Origin of the sequence: Pseudomonas defluvii (assembly GCF_001695625.1) — a bacterium.
In the GTDB taxonomy this organism is placed as follows: Bacteria; Pseudomonadota; Gammaproteobacteria; order Pseudomonadales; family Pseudomonadaceae; genus Aquipseudomonas; species Aquipseudomonas defluvii.
The window spans coordinates 1-18,139 of record NZ_MBPN01000099.1 but is presented as its reverse complement, the minus strand read 5'-3'; the positions used below and the strand labels follow the sequence as shown (position 1 = coordinate 18,139).

Sequence of the window (18,139 nt, the reverse complement as noted above, 5' to 3'; positions counted from 1 at the left end):
GATCAGTTCGATGTGATCTTCCTGACGCTGCTCTTCGGCATTCATCGCCGCCAGCAGTGCATCGTCATAACCCTGGAGTTGATCGTTTTTACTGAACATGCTCTCTCCTCATGACGGAGACCTTCCGTCGCTGTTTTTTTTGTTGAGCCGATTGTGCAAAAACGACAGGTGTCATGTTTGTCTGATATCGACATCCAAATGCCCGGCAATCCCTCCAAGGGTCAGGCACCACGCCCCCACAAGGTGTACTATCCGAACGCCTGGAAGCAGGCAGGGACAACAAGAAAAATAACCCGTACTGCGATGTCTCGATGCTAATGCCGGAGAACGCATTACCGATGCATAAGAGGAAAGAACATGGCCCAGACATTGAAGGGCACAGCCGCTGCGGATCATTTGGCCAAGGCGCAAAAGCCGGTCAAGACCATCGGTTTTCTGGTGCTGCCGAACTTCACTACCATCGGTTTCGCGTCGGCCGTGGAAACCCTGCGCATCGCCAACATGGCCGCGCATCAAATCTTGTACCGGACCGTCATCATTGCTGCCAATCACGACCCGGTGACCGCCAGTAACGGCATGCGCGTGCTGCCAGACTACGCCATCGAAGACGCACCCGACCTCGACATTCTTTTCGTCGTAGGCGCCAACCCTATCGTTTCCGACCACAGCAGCCGACCACTGCTCAATTGGCTGCGCAAGCTGGCCCATCAACACATCCCATTGGGAGGGATCTGTACCGGAAGCCACCTGCTGGCCCGCGCTGACCTGCTCAAAGGCTACCGTTGCACCATTCACTGGGAAGACATCGAAGCACTCAAGGATCGTTTCCCCGGGATCATCATTTCCAATCAGTTGTTCGAACTGGACCGCGACCGTTACACCTGTTCAGGCGGCGTCGCCGCCATGGACATGATCCTGCAACTGGTCGCCCGCGAACCCAACGGCTCAGAGATCGCCGCGCGGGCTGCCGAGCTGCTGTTGTGTGACCGGGTGCGCGGCGCGCGCGAGCAGCAACGGGTACCGTTGCGCAGCAAGCTGGGCACGTCTCAACCCAAGCTCAGCCAGGTGGTGGCCATCATGGAAGCCAATCTTGAGGAGCCAGTAGGGCTGGATGAACTGGCCGCCTTGAACGATGTGTCGGTGCGGCAACTGGAGCGTTTGTTTAACAAGTACCTGCAACGTACCCCGAGCCAGTACTACTTGGAATTGCGCTTGTCGAGGGCACGTCAGTTGCTGCTGCGCAGTGAGTCCCAGGTACGCGATATCGCCCTGGCCTGCGGTTTCGCCTCGCCTGCGCACTTCTCCAAGTGTTACAGCCGATTCTTTGGCCTGTCCCCCATGGGCGAGCGCAAAAAAGGCGCATTGCAGTAACGTCTTTGGAACGCAGTCTTGAACTGCAATGGCATCCTTCGCGGTGTTTGCATCGCAGGCAAGCCTGCTCCAACAGAGCCCGCGCCAGCTGTAGGAGCCGGGCTTGCCCGCGATGGCATCGCTGTGGTGCCAGTGCCTTGGCGGTGCTTGCATCGCAGGCAAGCCTGCTCCAACGAAGACCGAGCCGCCTGTAGGAGCCGGGCTTGCCCGCGATGGTATCGCTGTGGTGCCAGTGCCTTCGCGGTGCTTGCATCGCAGGCAAGCCTGCTCCAACAGAGCCCGCGCCAGCTGTAGGAGCCGGGCTTGCCCGCGATGGCATCGGCGCGGTGCCAGTACCTTCGCGGTGTTTGCATCGCAGGCCTGCCTGGCGAATCAATCAATCCCGCAGCGCTGCATGCGCTGTTTCCCGCACCGACAGCATCGCCACCAGCGCGACCAAGGCTGCCGCCAACAAGTACCAGGCAGGCGCCATCTTGTTGCCCGTCAGCTGGATCAACCACGTGGCGATAAACGGCGCAGTACCACCAAACAAGGCGTTGGCGATGTTGAAGCTGAAGGCAAAGCCGCTGAAGCGCACCCGGGTCGGGAAAATCTCTGCGAGAAAACTCGGCAAGGTACCGTCGTTCATGGCCAGCATGGCGCCGAAGATGATCTGGATCATCAGAATGACCACCAATGGCTGATGATCCAGCATGCCGAACAATGGGAACGTCAGTAACAGGAACAACACCGACGCCATGACCAGCATGGTCTTGCGACCGAAGAAGTCGGACAGTTTGCCCATGAGGAAAATCAGGCCGATGTAGGTCGCCAGTGAGACGGTCGAGGCAATAAAGGAGTCGCTCTCACTCATCCCCATTTCCGTCGACAGGTAGGTCGGCATGTAACTGAGCAACAGGTAAAAGGCCACAGCGTTGAGGCAGGTGACGCCGATACCGATGATGACGCTGCGACGATGCACGGTCAGCAATTCGCGGATCGGCGCTGCTGTGGCACATTCCTTGTTTTCCAGGCGCTGCTCCATTTCCAGGAACTTGGGGGTGTCCTGCAGGCTCATGCGGATGTAACGGCCGACCAGGCCAAAAGGTGCTGCCAACAAGAACGGCACGCGCCAACCCCAGCTTTGCATGTCTTCGCTGCTCAACAGGCCATGCAGGCCCGCAACGAAGGCCGCGCCGAACAGCAACCCTGCGGCAGTACTCGCCGGCACGATGCTGGTGTACAGCCCTCGCTTGCCTTGTGGCGCATACTCAGCAAGAAATGCCGAAGCACCGGCGTACTCACCGGAAGCAGAAAAACCCTGGACCAGTCGGATAAGCAATAGCAACGCCGGTGCCCACAAGCCGATGTGCCCATAGGTGGGCAGGACACCGATGCAAAACGTCGAAATGGACATGATCAGGATGGAATAGGACAACGCATTGCGACGCCCATACTTGTCACCGAAGTGCCCCCATACCAATCCGCCCAGAGGGCGAACGATAAAGGACAAAGCGAACACGGCAAAGGTTGCAAGCAAACCCGTGGCTTTATCGGTTTGCGGGAAAAAGGTGGCGGCGATGACTGTGGCCAGATAGCCGTAGGCGGCGTAATCGAACCATTCGACGAAGTTACCCATGAAACTGGCACGCGCTGCCTTGCGCAGTGCCTGCCGTTCAGCATCTTGCTCGCGTGAATGAAACCGGGCTGACGTCAGCGTGGAGGTGGTAGACATGACAAGTACCCTTTTTATTGTTATTTCCGGCGAAATGTAGGGCTGGCTCGCTTCTCCCCTGGCAACGTTGACCAGGGAAAAAAAAGCCGCACATCCCTGTGCGGCGTATCACGTTTACTTCTTGATGATGTTCTTCTCTGGCCCGTAAGGGAACTTGGTGATGTTCTCCGAACCCTGCTCGTTGACGATCAGGATGTCGTGTTCGCGATAGCCACCAGCACCCGGCATGCCTTCAGGCAGCATGATCATCGGCTCGATCGACACCACCATGCCTGGCTCGAGTACTGTATCGATATCCTCGCGCAACTCCAGGCCCGCCTCGCGGCCGTAGTAGTGGCTGAGGGTGCCGAATGAATGACCGTAACCGAAGGTACGGTACTGCAACAGGTCGTGCTGAAGGTAGATCTCGTTCAACTCGCGAGCGATGTCGCTGCAACGCATGCCAGGCTTGATCAGCTTCAGGCCCGCTTCATGGACCTGGACGTTGACGTTCCACAAGCGCAGGTGCTCGTCGGAGCAGTGATCGAGGAACAGGGTGCGCTCAAGGGCGGTGTAATAACCGGCGATCATCGGGAAACAGTTGAGGCTCAGAATATCCCCTTTGTTGACCTTGCGACTGGTCACTGGGTTATGGGCGCCGTCGGTGTTGATGCCCGACTGAAACCAGGTCCAGGTGTCCATCAGCTCGCCTTCAGGGAAGCTGCGGGCGATCTCGCGCACCATCGCCTGAGTAGCGTGCAATGCCACTTCGTATTCAGGTACCTGGTCACGCAATGCTTCGACTACCGCCGCACCGCCGATGTCGGCGATGCGCGCGCCATGACGAATCATGACGTGTTCTTCTGCGGACTTGATCATGCGCATACGCATGCAGGGTGCGGCGATGTCGACCAATTGCGCCTGCGGATAACGCGCAGCGAGCTTCGCATGGTTCTGCAGGTTCAGATGGTCGAACTCGATACCGATGCGGCCCGCTTTGGGAAGCGCTTGTTCGATGGCGACGAAGAAGTTGTCACGCTGCCAGTCGGTGTAGACGATGTTGTCGGTGCCCACGGTACGACGCCATGGCTGACCACCGTCAATGTTGGCGCTGATCGACACCACCTTGTCCTGGGTCACGACCAACGCGTAAGGGCGGCCGAAGGAGCAGTAAATGAAATCGCTGTAGTAGTTGACGTTGTGGTAGGAAGTGAACACCGCCGCATCGATATCCTGGGCCGCCATATAAGCACGCAGCTTGGCCTGGCGATCGGCATATTCCTGCTCGGAAAAGGTCGATTGGACTTTATCGCCGTTGCGGATCTGGATTGTTTTTGGCATTTGCATCGTCTGTGTTCCTTGTCATTGTTAGCGATTCGGTACACCGCTTTTGGCCGGGTCCGTGAGGAGCATTGCAGCAGATACCCAGGGGCATCTTTTGTACGTGCCCGACCCGAAATTGGTTAGATCCGAATCGTGGACACCACGGCCAAAAAAAACCGGCCCCGAGAAATCTCGGGGCCGGACAGGTGTCGCGCCAGTAATGCCCTCAATGCAGCGGCGGGGAACTCATGCGACGACGATGCACGCGCTCATCCTTGGGGGGAACGCCATAGTGTTCACGGTAGCGCTTGGAGAAATGCTGGGTTGAAATGAAGCCGCACTCAGTCGCGACCTGCATCACCGGCAGCGCCGTCTGCCTGAGCAGTTGCCGTGCCCGCATCAACCTCAACTTCTGGTAATAGCGCATGGGGGTACTGTAGAGATACTTCAGAAACAACCGCTCCAACTGCCGCCTGGAAACACTCAGGTAGCTGGCCAGTTCATCGAGGCTAAGCGGTTCGCGCAGGTTGCTTTCCATCAACGCCACGACTTCCTGCAGTTTCGGCTGCGCATGCCCCAGCATGTGCTTGAGTGGCAAGCGCTGATGGCCCTGTTCGTTGCGCCGGTGATCAAAGGCCAGGGTCTCACAGATCTGCGCCACCAGTTCTGACCCATGCCCCGCGCCAATCAACCGCAACATCATGTCCAGGGAAGCGGTACCGCCTGAGGCCGTATAACGATCGCGGTCAATCACAAACAATTGCGCGCTTAGGGTGACCCCAGGAAAACCCTCCTGCATGTCCATCAGGTAGGGCCAGTCGACACTGCAATCGTAACCATCAAGCAGGCCGGCTGCGGCCAAGGCCCAGCTCCCAGAGCACACACCGCCCAAGTGCAGCCCCTGTTCGGACTGTGACTTGAGCCAGGACGCCTGTTCAGCAGTACAACTGCGCTCAATGCCTTTGCCGCCACACACAAACAGTGCGTCCATTGCTGGTGCATTACTGGCAGCCGCGTTGGGAGATATCTGCAGGCCATTGCTGGCCCATACCGGGCGACCATCCAGGGTCAAGGTGTGCCAACGATAGAGCTCCTGCCCCGACAACTGATTGGCCAGGCGTAGCGGCTCAACGGCGCAAGACATGGCCATCAGGGAGAAGTTGTTGACCAGCAAAAAGCCCACCGACTCAAGTACGCGTTCATGCGGACCGTGCTGTTTATCGTCGATTGCCATAGTGGTATTTGTCATCAAAACCTGCCACCTCTGCGCAAGAATTAAGCGCGCTTGAGTGGATTATCAGATCTACAACACCGCCGACATTGTCTGAATTCGACCCTCGATTGTTTACATTCGGCGCCCACCTGGCGTGGGTCCATGTCGTTTCGAAGGGGAAGCAGGCGCGCCAGAAGCACTGGCGGCGGGGGAAGGAAAAAGCCGGCCTGCTCTGAGAGCAGGCCGTATACAGGTCAGTGATAGAGGGCGCCAGCGAGGTCTGGCGTCAAACGCTTTCCGTCGAAGCGACCTTAATGGTTTGCACAGCAGTCTTCCTGGCGTTGAAGATTGAGCCCATGCAGACGATGCACAGCGTGAGCGCACCGGTAGCAATCACTTCCATACGATGCTCTGGCAACATCAACATAACGGTCAGGATGCTCAAGATACAGAAAATGACCAGGTAGCTGAGCCATGGGTAAAACCACATCTTGAATGCAATGTGCTGCCCCGACTCATTCAATTTCTTGCGAAGTTTGAGCTGAGAAACCGCAATCACGAGGTACACCAGCAGTGCGACAGCGCCCGAACTGGCAAGCAGGAACGAGAACACTTCATCGGGCGCGAAGTAATTGAGCGCGGTCGTCAGAAAGCCGACGGCGGTGCTCGTCAGTACCGCCACATAGGGCACACCCGACGATGTAGTTTTCTGCAGCACTTGCGGGCCATCTCCACGCTTGCTCAGGGAGTAGACCATGCGCGAGGCCGTATAGATGGCTGAGTTGAGGCAGCTGGCCACCGCTATCAGTACCACAATATCGACAATCATCTTCGCCTGCGGAACGTTCATCAGCTCAAGCGCTCGCTGATAAGAACCCACCTCCCGAAGCATGGGGTCATTCCAGGGAACAATGGAGATGATGAGGAAGACCGAGACAATGTAGAAAATACCCATGCGCCAGACGACCGAGTTTGTCGCGCGGGTAATCTGCTTGGCCGGGTTCTGGGATTCAGCCGCTGCAATCGTGACGATTTCCGTGCCCATGAAACTGAATACGGTGGTAAGCATCGCGCCGATGACAGCGGTCATGCCATTAGGCATGAAGCCACCAAACGTCTTGCTCAGCTCCATGACGCCACTCACCTCTCTACCGGGCAATGCGCCTGCCAGGGCCAGCCCACCAATGGCGATGAAGCCCAATACCGCAATGACTTTGAGCATGGCGAACCAGAACTCGAACTCGCCATAACGCGCCACGCTGAACAGGTTGGTTACCGTCAGCAGCGCGGTAACCGCAATTGCAAACTCCCACGTCTGCACCGCAGGGAACCAGGCGTGCAGAATAGCAGCGGCGGCAATGGCTTCGATTGGAATCACCAACACCCAGAACCACCAGTACAACCAGCCGATGGTAAAGCCTGCGCTACGTCCCATCGCCCGCTCGGCATAGGTGGAGAATGATCCGGTATCCGGTGAGGCTACTGCCATTTCGCCCAGCATACGCATGACCAGAACGACCAGCGTGCCGGAAAAAATGTAAGCCAGAATCGCCGCGGGGCCGGCAGACGCGATGGCATGCCCTGAGCCGATGAACAGGCCGGCACCAATGGCACCGGCGATGGAGAGCATGGTGACATGACGCTGCTTGAGGCCTGGGGCCAGAGTGGAGCTGTTGGACATGATATTTACCCTTTTTATTCTATTTAGGAGGGTGAAGAATCAGTTGCAGGTTGTTGTTTCGGCGCTCACGGATGCTCTTATGTTGTCAGATCAAACGCCTCCCGCACTGCGGCGCTGATACCGGAGACACAGACACTCAGGATCAGTTCGCCTTTCTCGCGGCTGGAGCCTTTAGGGGAAGACAGGGTTCCACATGCCGGCGTGCGCTCTGGGATGATGGGAAAGACGTCATACGGCGGGAAGGTGGCCGGGGGATGGTCGACAGCACGGCTCAGATCGACCTTGTCGGGGTGCAGGGCCAGCATCAGCGACGTCTCGAAGACACCGCCATGTTCGATATCCCAACCGAGGAAACCTTCGGGATAAAGCTGTTCAATCACGGCCGGGTCGTTAATGAAGTCCCAGTAGGACAGCACCACCACTTTGAAATCGTTGATGCCGCCATAACGGAGTTCGCGAAGGGCAAGGTCAATACCTTCGACAATGAACATCGAGTTTTCGTAATGCCCATTCATCAACACCAGCTTGCGCGCACCATGACGTGCCAGCTCTCGAATGATGTCCTGAACGGTATGGGTCAGCGTGGCGCCATCAAGGCTCGTCGTTCCGGGAAAGTGGTTGCCACCCCCCGATTTTTGCTGAGACTTGTACCCATAGGCCAGCGCGGGCAAAACCAGGCCATCGACATTGAACGCTACCGCCTTGCAGACCGCTGTCGGCAACAGGACATCGACCTCCATGCACATGTGATGGCCATGCTGCTCCAATGCGCCGACGGGCAGGAATATCGGGCAACCGTCGGCCACCTTCTGCGCATATTCTGGCCAGGTGAGTTCGCCGATCACTACGCTGTTGTTCATGCACACACCCTCTGTAAGTGTCTTATTATCTTCATGTTTTTCAAGCGCCGAACCGCGCGCCACTATAGTTACTGCCGTGGTGCAGCGGTAGCCTTGTTTTGTGCACTGCCCCGTTGGGGAACATGCACGCCGTGCGTGCCCCGATGCTCAATCGCCGCGCAGGATCAACGCACACGCGCCGTCCCATTCGGCAACGATGTCTTGTCCATTGCGCAGGCCAAGTCGGTTGTAATCGGCATGCGGTTTCTGCACCTGCAGTTCAAGCCCATCGCCGGCATCAAGGTAGATATTCACCATCGAGCCAATGAACTCTTCACCGACCACGGTACAGGCCAGGCGGTTGGACCGGCTGGGGTGCAGGGTCAGGTTGATATGCTCGGCGCTCAGGCAGACAGTGACCTGCTCGCCAGGAGCGATCGCCTTGCCCTCCGGTCGCCGCGCAAGAAACTCACCGTGCTGCGAGCTGACACAAACCAGCCCCCTCTCGTCGAAACCTGTGACCGTGCCGCAGAGAATATTCTTGCCACCGATGAACTCGGCGACGAAGCGGTTGTGCGGCTCCAGGAAAACGTCCTTCGGCGAGCCTATCTGCTCTACCCTGCCCCGACTCATGATCACCACACGGTCGGCCATGGCGAAGGCTTCGGACTGACTGTGCGTGACGTAGACGAAGGTAATGCCAAGGTCCTTCTGCAGCCCGGTCAGCACGCCCTGCATGCGCACGCTCAAATGAGCATCGAGTGCGCTCAGCGGTTCATCGAGCAACAGGATTGATGGCTCGGTGACCAGCGAGCGTGCCAGCGCCACACGCTGACGCTGGCCGCCGGAGAGCAGGCTGATGTCACGCATGGCAAACTCTTCCAAGCCAAGCCGCTCAAGCCATTGCAGCGCCTTCTTGCGTCGCTCGGCCTTCGCCATGCCGCGCATCCGCAGGCCAAACTCGACGTTCTCGACCACATTGAGGAACGGGAACAGCGCCAGGTTCTGCCAAACCAGCGGCGTCTCCCGCTCCCAGGAATACAGGTCGTTGATCCGTTCGCCGTTGAGACGTATCTCGCCTTCAGTCGGCTTGTCGAGCCCGGCGAGCATGCGCAGCGTCGTGGTCTTGCCGCAGCCGCTCGAGCCCATGATCGCAACAAACTCGCCCTTGTAAATTTCAAGGTTCATGCGCTCGACAGCATGGTAACTGCCGAAATTCTTGACCACGTTATCGAATACCACCAGCGGTTGAGTCATGGCTGAAATCCTTCGGGTCCAGTTATGTACCAGGGTGACATCAAACCGTTGCAGGCTTGTTTCGCCGCATCAGCAGCAGTTGTGCGAGGATCACCAACGTCATCGTCGTGATGAAGACAATCGTGCCGATCGCATTGATGGTCGGGCTCACCTGCCCCTGCAACGTATTCAGGATGCGTACCGGAACCGTTTCGTTGAGCCCGGACACGAACCAGGCGACGGCGAACTCATCGAAAGAAACAGCCATGGTCACGAACAGCGCAGCGAAGATGCTTGGGGCGGTGAACGGCAGGATGACAAAGCGCATGGCCTTCCATTGATTGGCACCGAGGTTCCATGCCGCCGCCTCGATGTTCGGATCCATCTGCGCAAGGCGCATCCGGATCACCGCCATCGCGAACGGTGCACACATCACCACGTGACTGATCATCACCGCGTAGATCTCGCCGGAAAGCCCGACCCGCGACAGGAAAGCCAGCATGGCCAACCCCATGATCACCACCGGAATGGTTGGCGGCAGCAACGCCAGCGCCATGTAGATCGACTTGCCGAAGAACTGATAGCGGTAGTCGGTATAGGCCGCGGTGAAGCCCAGCACGGTCGACACCAGGGACACCACCACACCCACCATCAGGCTGTTCCTGAATGCCTGCCACACCGCTGGGTCGGCGGCGATGGTCTCGTACCAGTGCAGACTGAAACCACCCAATGGCAAGGACGGGAAACGGTCGATGTTGAATGAGAACACGACGCTGCCGGCAATCGGCGTGAAGATGAAGACAAACACCAGCGCCACGTAACTGCGCAGCACCAGGTTGATCAGACGATGCTCGTTCATGCACGCCTCCGATAAGCGAAGCGAACCGCTGCGAAAGCCGTGATCAACAACGTAACGATCATCATCGTTGCGATCACCGCCGCACGTGGCCATTGCTGGCCGGACTTGGTGGTATCAGTGATCAGCGTGCTCAAGGTCGGCGGCTGGCCACCGCCCAGATAGAGCGGGCTGACGAAGTCACCGAACGTCAGGATGAAGCAGAACAGCGCCGCGACGACGATACCGATTCGTGCCGCCGGCACCACCACCAGAAACACCGTGCGTATCCGCCCGCAACCCAGATTGTGCGCGGCCTCTATCAGCGAACGGTCGATGTACATCAGGCTGAACAACTGCAGCAACACCACCAGCGGCAGGCACAGCGTGAAGTAACCGACATAGGTTGCAAACGCAGTGTTCAGCATTGTCAGGGGTTCCAGCCCGAACTGGCCCAGCGCGGCATTGAGGATGCCGTTATCGCTGAGGAACACCTGCCATGAATAGGTGCGCACCAGGTAGCTGGTGAAGAACGGTGTGATCAGCAACAGCACGATCAACTGTTTTACCGACTCACGAAACTTGAACGCGATGGTGTAAGCGCAGGGCAACGCCACCACACTGATCAGCACTGCCGCCCCCGCAGCCATCGCCAGGGTATGGGCATAGGCGTCCCAGAAGAACCCGCGGCTGAGCATGTAGCTCCAGTTCAGCCACTCGAACGTCGGCACCATCCGGAAGTTGCGTACGACCCAAAAACTGATCGCTACCAGAAACGCCAGCGGGAATACGAAGAAGACCGACTGCCAGATCAGAATCGGCATCGAGAAGCTGAGGCCGTACCCGGGCAAGCGCAAGCCCCTTCTGCCGCCACGCGGCTGCACCGTGCTGCCGTTGGTTACCACAGGCGGCGAAATCTTTAACTTGTTTGACATCATTGCGACCACCTCCGCACGCTTCGTCAAGCACCCTTGTATTCGGACCAGAAGTCGTTCCAGTCCTCCAGGCTCTGCTGGACCGGAAGCTCGCGGTACTTGATGCGACCCGCTCGGATGTCATCCATGACGTTGTGCTGACCGAGCACCATGCCTTGACGCTTGGCTTCGGCGGGATCGGTCTTGTTCAGCAGCTCCCACCCCCGCTTGTTGGGGATGAGTGCGGGATAGGCGGCCATTTTCGCCGACTTGACCTGGCCTTCCGGCGAGGTGATGTATTGGATGAACTTCTTCGCCAGCTCCGGGCTGTGAGCATTCTTGGCAATGCAGTAGGACTCCGTCCATTGCAACCCACCCTCCTCCGGCACCACGGTTTTCAGCGGCGCGCTGGAGCGCTGCAACACACCCGTGATCCAGTCGCCGATGCCGCACATCGCATGGATCTGACCGTTCTTGAGCGACGAGAAGGTTCCGCCATAATCGAAGAACCCGCCGATCTGCGGGCGCAGGGTCATCATCTTCTGCTTGACGCTTTGCCAGTGCGCAGGATCGATGTCGTAGGGCCGCGCATTAGCATTGGCCAAACTGATCTGCCCCAGGTTGGGCAAGTGCCAATCGAAGTGCCCGACCTTGCCCTTGAGGCTGTCGTCCCAGAACACGCTGTAGCTGCGCACCTTGGCTTCAGGAACAAGCAAGGTGTTGTAGGCGATGCCGAGAAAGCCGAAGCGAATCAAGACCGAGTACAGTTCATCGCCTTTCCAGTGCCCGGGGAAGTGCTGGAATTCGGGGTAGAAATCATCGAAGGGGTAGTCGGCGGGATCGAGCCGCTCAATGTATTCAGCGGCATTGAGTTGCTGCACGTACTCGGCATCAGACAGGATCAGGTCGAAGGTGCCGGGCGGGGACTGTGATATCAACCCGAGCATGTTATCCCCGCCGGTATAGTACTTGGCCCGGACCTTGACCCCATACTGGCGCTCAAAATCGGCAACGATATCCGGTTCTGCGTGCCCGGCCCATGCCAGGATAACCAGCTCTTTTTCCGCTGCCGCGAAACTTCTCATCGGGAGGAAGCTGGAAAGCGCGGCGGTGCCCGCCAGGATACTGCTGGTTTTGATGAATGTACGGCGTGAAAGGTCGATGCTTTTTTTCATTATTGTCTCTCCTCGGTGATGGAAAGTTGCTTCTGTCCTTCTGGCCTCGCCTCTTGCTTTTTTCTGTTTGGGTACGCGAACAGAGGAGGAATACCGTCAACGCCCCCTTCCTCTCAGCCCCGCCGCTGCAACATAAACATTGAATTGAATGCGCCCATGCAACGCATGCATTGACGGATTCCCGAGAAGCATTGCAGCAGATACCCACACGCCGTTTTTGTACGTGTCCGACCTGAAATTGATCAGATCCGCCCTCGCCGATTTTATTGGGCTCAGGCGTGCCAAACTGCTGACGTACACCGCTCGATTGGCGATTTTTGCGTACTTCAAGGACGGCATCCCCAGGTTGTTCTTTCAATGGGCCGCCACGTTTTTCTGAAACAGCTAATTCACCCGGACAACACAAATAATAAAAAGTAGAGGGTTGTATGACGATTCGCTTCAAACTCATAGCCGCCTTTATTGGCGTCACGTTGATTCCCGTATTGATGATTACGTTGTTTGTCGCCAACCAGGCGATGAACAGGGAACGCGAACAGTTCAACCAGAGCAGCATTAAACAAATTCATGAAGTGGATAATGCCTTTTCTTTCTTCCTTGAAAGTGTCGCAGAAAACGTCACGCTATTGAGTCAGACGCAGGTATTGAAGTCCGCCGACAATACCCTTCAGCGTTATATCGAAACATCACACGTGACGAAGATGCACGCCCCTGATAGCGGGGTGGGCGCTGCGATCTATGAGCTGTTCGCACAGATGGGCAAATCGCACCCCAGTTACGCCTACGTCTATGCGGCCACGAGCCAGGGGCATTATCTGCAATGGCCAGAGTCAGATATCCGCGCCCACTACGATCCGCGAGAACGGCCTTGGTTCAAGGCCGCCCTAACGGGCAATGGCAAACCTGTTCGCACGCAGGCTTATACGTTTGCCGAGGATCACGCCATTATTGTTTCCACGGCACAGACCTTTATCGATGCCGATGGCGGAACGGGTGTCGTGTCGCTGGACGTTTCGCTGAACAAGTTGACCGAAGTGGCCGGAAAGATCCGTTTTGGTAACAACGGCTATCTGTTGTTAGTGGAGAGTGATGGCAACGTGCTGGCCGACCCAATGCACCCCACCAACAATTTCAAAGCCCTGGCGAGCCTGGGTGACGGGTATGCCTTTCTTGCCAACCAACCAGCAGGTTTCTACACCGTGCAACTGGATGGCAAAGACTACAACGCCAGCGTGTACAAGTCGCAAACCTTGGGCTGGACCTACATTGCCCTGATCGAGAGCAGCGAAATCAACGCTGGCGGCTGGCACCTGGTGTGGGTGATCACATTGCTGGGCGCTGTCCTGGTGATGATCTTCGGGCTGTGCGGCGTAGCACTGTCCCACGTGCTGATTGCACCGATCAACACAACCTCAGCGGGCTTGCGCGATATTGCCAGCGGCGAGGCCGACCTGACGCGCCGTTTACAGATCAAGGGCAACGATGAAACCGCGCAAATGGCCAAGGGCTTCAATGGCTTTGTCGACAGTATCCAGAACTTGATCAAGGATATTCGCGCGTCCAGCGCGCAGGTCGAACAAGGCGCTGCGGCTATCGGTGTCCAGGCCAGCCAGCTCGACGATACGGCACAACGTCAGTCGACGGCGGTGGACATGGTGTCTACTGCGTTCCATGAAATGGTCACCACCGCCAATGAAGTGGCGATCAACTGCAATCGCGCCGCTGAAGCCGCACAGCACGGCCAGGACCAGGCGCACAAAGGCCAGCAGGTTATCGGGCTCATGGTCAGCCAGGTCGGCAGCCTGGGGGACCGTATTCGTCAGGCCGCGGAGTCGATCAGCCAACTGGAGCACAATACCCAGGGTATCACCGCGATTCTCGACACCATCCGCGGTATCGCTGAGCAGACCAACCTGTTGGCGCTCAATGCCGCCATCGAGGCCGCACGCGCAGGCGATCAGGGACGTGGTTTTGCGGTAGTCGCCGACGAAGTGCGTGCATTGGCCAAGCGCACCTCAGATTCAACCGAACAGATCAACGGCTTGCTTGGCAAACTGGTCAGCAGCAGCCAGAGCGTGGCGATGGAAATGCATCACAGCCTGGTGCAGTCAAACGAATCGGTCGAGTTTACGGCTCAGGTGGAGGCAGCATTTGCCGGTGTGCATGAGGCCGTGACTACGATCAAGGATATGAACACCCAGATTGCCACCGCCGCCGAAGAACAACATGCCGTGGCCGAAGACATCAACCGCCATATCGCCGACATTCACAGCGATGCCAGTCGTATCAGTGAAGTATCCAGTGTGTCCAGGACCACCACGCGCTCGCTGACCCAGATCTCAAGCGAGTTGAACACCTTGGTGGGGCGCTTCCGCACCGATTGAGTGCTGTACAGGTGTGTTGGCAGGCTAAGCCTGCAACGGCGTCAACGCGACTTCGCGACGTGGATTTGATACGGCTTGAAAATACCCGCCAGCTTTCCATTGTCGCGTAGTTGCTGCAGCAGCCCCTGGAACGCTTCGCCGCTGATCGGTGCACCGGGGCGCAACAGGGCGAAGTGATGGTAAACCTGATCCACTCGTTCGGAGGCCAACAGCTGTTCAGCGCTGCCAGGATTACGCGCCAGGTAATCCGACAGGTACGAACGGGTAACCAAGGCAATATCCGCCCGGTCGCGCTGAACCATCAACAGGTTGCTGTCGTGGGAATAGGTCAGCGTGGCGTTGTAAAGCTCAGCCAGGTCGCGTGGGTTTGAGTTGAACTTGGCAAAGGCGTAGTGATAGCCACTGAACAGTGCCAGCCGCTTGCCCTGAAGGTCGGCAAAATACGCTTGATCACGGCCAGGCAGGCGATGGGTAACGAACACCTCGGCATCCTCAAGCCCCATGTCGACGCTGGCATGAGGAATCTGTTGCCAGCCCCATTCAGGGTTCTCGAAGATCGCCATATCGATGCGACCGTGCTGGAAGTCGCGAAAGCGTCGCGGGATCGACGTGGGCACCAGAACGAAGCGGTACTGCTGCTGCAGTTGGTTGAGGGCATCGATCAGTTGCGGCAACAAGCCTGTATCAGCGCCTTGCTCGGGGCGTACCGTGTAAGGAGGGAAATGCGCGGCGCCCACCCGGACCTCAACATCCTCGAAGGCACTTGCCGACGGAGCGAGCCACGCCATGGCAAACAGCAGCAGAGCGGACAATAGCGGCGGCAATGGCACGGACTTCAAGGCTACACACTCTCGACGGACGGGACGTGGACGCCCTTTAAGCTAGGCGTTTTACCACGTTTGCACAACCAAAGAGTAGGCCAGCAAGGGCGCCACCGCTGCCAAAACAGGGGATATCCTAAACGCCGCGCATTGGCTACGCTCTAGCCAGCATATTGGATGGGAAGCGAATGATGGGGCATTGGCTGGTAATCGACCTGGAAGCCACCACTGACGACGGTGGCTGGCCAGTCGCGGAAATGGAAATCATTGAAATCGGTGCCAGCCTGGTCAACCGCGACGGCCGGGAGGTGGACCACTTCCAGCGGTTTATACGGCCACGGCGTCGCCCCCAACTGACCACGTTCTGCCGCGAGCTGACCCATATCAGCCAGACCAATGTCGATACGGCAGCCTCGTTCATGGAGGTCTGGGCGCAATTCGAGCGCTGGCTCAGCCACCATCAGCCGCACCTTGAGGGTTGGGTCAGTTGGGGAGACTACGACCGCAAGCAGTTGCTGCAGGAATGGCAACAGCATGAGGTCGACAGCCTGCTGGCCAGCATTCCCCATATCAACCTGAAACAGCGCTTCGCCAAGGCCCGACACCTGCAACGTCCACTCGGCCTGAATGGTGCGCTGCAACTGGCCGGCCTGCAGTTTTGCGGGCAGCAGCACCGCGCCCTGGAAGATGCCCGCAACACGGCGCGCCTGCTACCGTTGACCCTGCCTGCCAGCGGCATTTGAAAGCGGATGACGGCAACCGGGCGCTTGGGCATACTGGCCAACCTTTTTCCCCCCTTTTCAGGAGTCGCCCATGTTTAAAGTCAACGAGTACTTTGATGGCACGGTCAAATCCATCGCATTTGGCACCGCCGAAGGTCCAGCCACGATTGGCGTGATGGCTCCGGGCGAATACGAGTTCGGTACCAGCCAGCGCGAAATCATGCATGTGGTCTCCGGCGCCCTGACCGTCAAGCTGCCAGACAGCGACAACTGGGAAACCTTCAGCGCTGGCAGCCAGTTCAATGTACCGGCCAACAGCAAGTTCCAACTGAAAGTCGCCGTCGACACCGCCTACCTTTGCGAGTACCGCGGTTAAGCAATCGTCGCCGGGGTTGCCCTGACCCCGGCACTCACTTCATCAATGAAGCGCACAACCCGGTCTGCCGCCGTCTGTAAATGATCGGCATGACTGAACCCCGACGCCTTGAGTGGCTTCAAGTCATGGTCAGCGGCGTGCAGCCAGCACAGCTCGATGGCTGACGACAACGCATACCCCTCCACCGTTTGGCGATTGCCCAGCGCGTCACGCTCGCCCTGAATGATCAGGGTCGGCGTCTTCAGTGCTGCCAGATGCGCTACCCGAGGTTTTTCCGGCTTGCCCGTCGCATAGAACGGATACCCCAGGCAAACCAGTGCATCGGCGCCCAGTTCATAGGCCAGCAAGCTCGCCATGCGCCCGCCCATGGACTTGCCACCGATGGCCAGCACCCCAGCGACCGATGGTCGCACTTGACAGTACACATCGCGCCAGTATTCGAGCAGTACCGCCTGCGGGTTCGGCGGCCTTTTGCCGCCATCCAGCCGTCGCTGAGCCATGTAGGGAAACTCAAAGCGCAACACCCCCAACCCTTGCCCCGCAAGCCTTTGCGCCATGTCTTCCATGAACGCGCTGTCCATGGGGGCGCCTGCACCGTGGGCCAGAATCAACACGTCGCGACAGGGTTTATCCCCCTGATTCTGCGGGGCATTCCAGCGCCAGCCACGCGCCGCCACCCGTTGCGCCCATTGATCCCCGTCAATACCGGCCAATTGCCCATTACTCATGCTTGCCTCGCTAATAAGTCTGCCTATAACCGTGGATGGGAACCCATACATGAACACAACCAGCAGTACCGCCTACAACTACAAGGTGGTCCGCCAATTCGCCATTATGACGGTGGTGTGGGGGATAGTCGGGATGGGACTCGGCGTTTTTCTTGCCGCGCAACTCGTCTGGCCTTCACTCAACTTCGACCTCCCCTGGACCAGCTTCGGGCGCCTGCGCCCGCTGCACACCAACGCGGTGATCTTCGCCTTCGGTGGTTGTGCATTGTTCGCCAGCTCCTACTACTCGGTGCAACGCACCTGCCAGACCACGCTGTTTTCGCCGCGTCTGGCCGCGTTCACCTTCTGGGCCTGGCAACTGGTCATCGTCCTGGCTGCCGTATCCCTGCCGCTGGGCTTCACCAGCTCCAAGGAATACGCTGAGCTGGAATGGCCAATCGACCTGCTGATCACCATCGTCTGGGTCGCTTACGCCGTGGTGTTCTTCGGCACGCTGATGAAACGCACCACCAAGCACATCTACGTGGGCAACTGGTTCTTCGGTGCATTCATCATTACCGTGGCCATCCTGCACATCGTCAACAACCTGGAAGTGCCGGTCAGCCTGACCAAGTCCTACTCACTGTACAGTGGCGCCACTGACGCCATGGTCCAGTGGTGGTACGGCCATAACGCCGTAGGCTTCTTCCTGACCGCAGGCTTCCTCGGCATGATGTACTACTTCGTGCCCAAGCAAGCCGAACGTCCGGTGTACTCCTATCGCCTGTCGATCGTGCACTTCTGGGCACTGATCACCCTGTACATCTGGGCCGGCCCGCACCACCTGCA

16 protein-coding genes and 1 pseudogene are annotated in these 18,139 nt (G+C 58.1%); 5 read left to right on the top strand and 12 right to left on the bottom strand.

Translation table 11 applies throughout. The annotated features are described in order from the left end of the window. The coding region (locus EKA13_RS28435; protein WP_245704372.1) for a hypothetical protein at positions 1-99 on the bottom strand (99 nt) is incomplete at its 3' end. 258 nt (positions 100-357) lie between these two features. Between EKA13_RS28435 and EKA13_RS21340 the strand changes: the two genes are divergently transcribed. Then, on the top strand, positions 358-1,371 hold the full coding sequence (locus tag EKA13_RS21340) for a GlxA family transcriptional regulator (RefSeq protein WP_065761238.1): 1,014 nt from the start codon (positions 358-360) through the stop codon (positions 1,369-1,371). Between the two features lie 376 nt (positions 1,372-1,747). On the opposite strand, the gene EKA13_RS21335 is transcribed toward EKA13_RS21340, so the two are convergent. From EKA13_RS21335 to EKA13_RS21295, 9 genes and pseudogenes are all read right to left on the bottom strand, one after another. Further along, a complete protein-coding gene (locus tag EKA13_RS21335; protein WP_065761237.1) occupies positions 1,748-3,085 on the bottom strand; it encodes an MFS transporter in 1,338 nt (445 codons plus the stop codon). Positions 3,086-3,199: 114 nt separating this feature from the next. Then, positions 3,200-4,411 (bottom strand): M24 family metallopeptidase, encoded by a 1,212-nt coding sequence (locus EKA13_RS21330; RefSeq protein WP_065761236.1) that lies wholly within the window; start codon positions 4,409-4,411, stop codon positions 3,200-3,202. A 238-nt stretch (positions 4,412-4,649) separates the two neighbouring features. Further along, positions 4,650-5,621: pseudogene (locus tag EKA13_RS21325) on the bottom strand (GlxA family transcriptional regulator); the annotation flags it as partial. A 265-nt stretch (positions 5,622-5,886) separates the two neighbouring features. Beyond that, entirely contained in the window at positions 5,887-7,281 is a 1,395-nt protein-coding gene (gene gabP, locus EKA13_RS21320; RefSeq protein WP_065761235.1) for a GABA permease, read from the bottom strand. Between the two features lie 77 nt (positions 7,282-7,358). Further along, positions 7,359-8,141: a creatininase gene (locus EKA13_RS21315; protein WP_065761234.1), complete on the bottom strand. Its 783-nt coding sequence runs from the start codon at positions 8,139-8,141 to the stop codon at positions 7,359-7,361. Between the two features lie 147 nt (positions 8,142-8,288). Then, on the bottom strand, positions 8,289-9,377 hold the full coding sequence (locus EKA13_RS21310; protein ID WP_065761233.1) for an ABC transporter ATP-binding protein: 1,089 nt from the start codon (positions 9,375-9,377) through the stop codon (positions 8,289-8,291). Positions 9,378-9,417: 40 nt separating this feature from the next. Further along, positions 9,418-10,215: an ABC transporter permease gene (locus EKA13_RS21305; RefSeq protein WP_065761232.1), complete on the bottom strand. Its 798-nt coding sequence runs from the start codon at positions 10,213-10,215 to the stop codon at positions 9,418-9,420. Then, the gene (locus EKA13_RS21300; RefSeq protein WP_065761231.1) at positions 10,212-11,129 is read right to left on the bottom strand and encodes an ABC transporter permease; all 918 of its coding nucleotides are present in this window, start codon (positions 11,127-11,129) and stop codon (positions 10,212-10,214) included. The genes EKA13_RS21305 and EKA13_RS21300 overlap by 4 nt, the downstream gene beginning before the upstream one ends. A 23-nt stretch (positions 11,130-11,152) precedes the next feature. Next, on the bottom strand, positions 11,153-12,280 hold the full coding sequence (locus EKA13_RS21295) for an extracellular solute-binding protein (protein ID WP_065761230.1): 1,128 nt from the start codon (positions 12,278-12,280) through the stop codon (positions 11,153-11,155). Between the two features lie 428 nt (positions 12,281-12,708). Here EKA13_RS21295 and EKA13_RS21290 point away from each other — a divergent pair, with 428 nt between their 5' ends. Beyond that, positions 12,709-14,664 carry a methyl-accepting chemotaxis protein gene (locus EKA13_RS21290; protein ID WP_065761228.1) on the top strand — a complete coding sequence of 652 codons (1,956 nt, stop codon included), beginning with the start codon at positions 12,709-12,711 and terminating at the stop codon, positions 14,662-14,664. A gap of 41 nt (positions 14,665-14,705) precedes the next feature. Here EKA13_RS21290 and EKA13_RS21285 read toward each other — a convergent pair whose 3' ends face one another. Then, positions 14,706-15,452 carry a substrate-binding periplasmic protein gene (locus EKA13_RS21285; protein WP_065761240.1) on the bottom strand — a complete coding sequence of 249 codons (747 nt, stop codon included), beginning with the start codon at positions 15,450-15,452 and terminating at the stop codon, positions 14,706-14,708. A gap of 224 nt (positions 15,453-15,676) precedes the next feature. On the opposite strand from EKA13_RS21285, the gene EKA13_RS21280 reads away from it, so the two are divergent. Continuing rightward, positions 15,677-16,228: a 3'-5' exonuclease gene (locus tag EKA13_RS21280; RefSeq protein WP_065761239.1), complete on the top strand. Its 552-nt coding sequence runs from the start codon at positions 15,677-15,679 to the stop codon at positions 16,226-16,228. Between the two features lie 70 nt (positions 16,229-16,298). Continuing rightward, positions 16,299-16,583 carry a pyrimidine/purine nucleoside phosphorylase gene (gene ppnP / locus EKA13_RS21275; protein WP_065761227.1) on the top strand — a complete coding sequence of 95 codons (285 nt, stop codon included), beginning with the start codon at positions 16,299-16,301 and terminating at the stop codon, positions 16,581-16,583. On the opposite strand, the gene EKA13_RS21270 is transcribed toward ppnP, so the two are convergent. Then, on the bottom strand, positions 16,580-17,311 hold the full coding sequence (locus EKA13_RS21270; protein ID WP_065761226.1) for an alpha/beta family hydrolase: 732 nt from the start codon (positions 17,309-17,311) through the stop codon (positions 16,580-16,582). The genes ppnP and EKA13_RS21270 overlap by 4 nt on opposite strands. Before the next feature lie 49 nt (positions 17,312-17,360). On the opposite strand from EKA13_RS21270, the gene EKA13_RS21265 reads away from it, so the two are divergent. Beyond that, the coding region (locus tag EKA13_RS21265; protein ID WP_176717464.1) for a cbb3-type cytochrome c oxidase subunit I at positions 17,361-18,139 on the top strand (779 nt) is incomplete at its 3' end.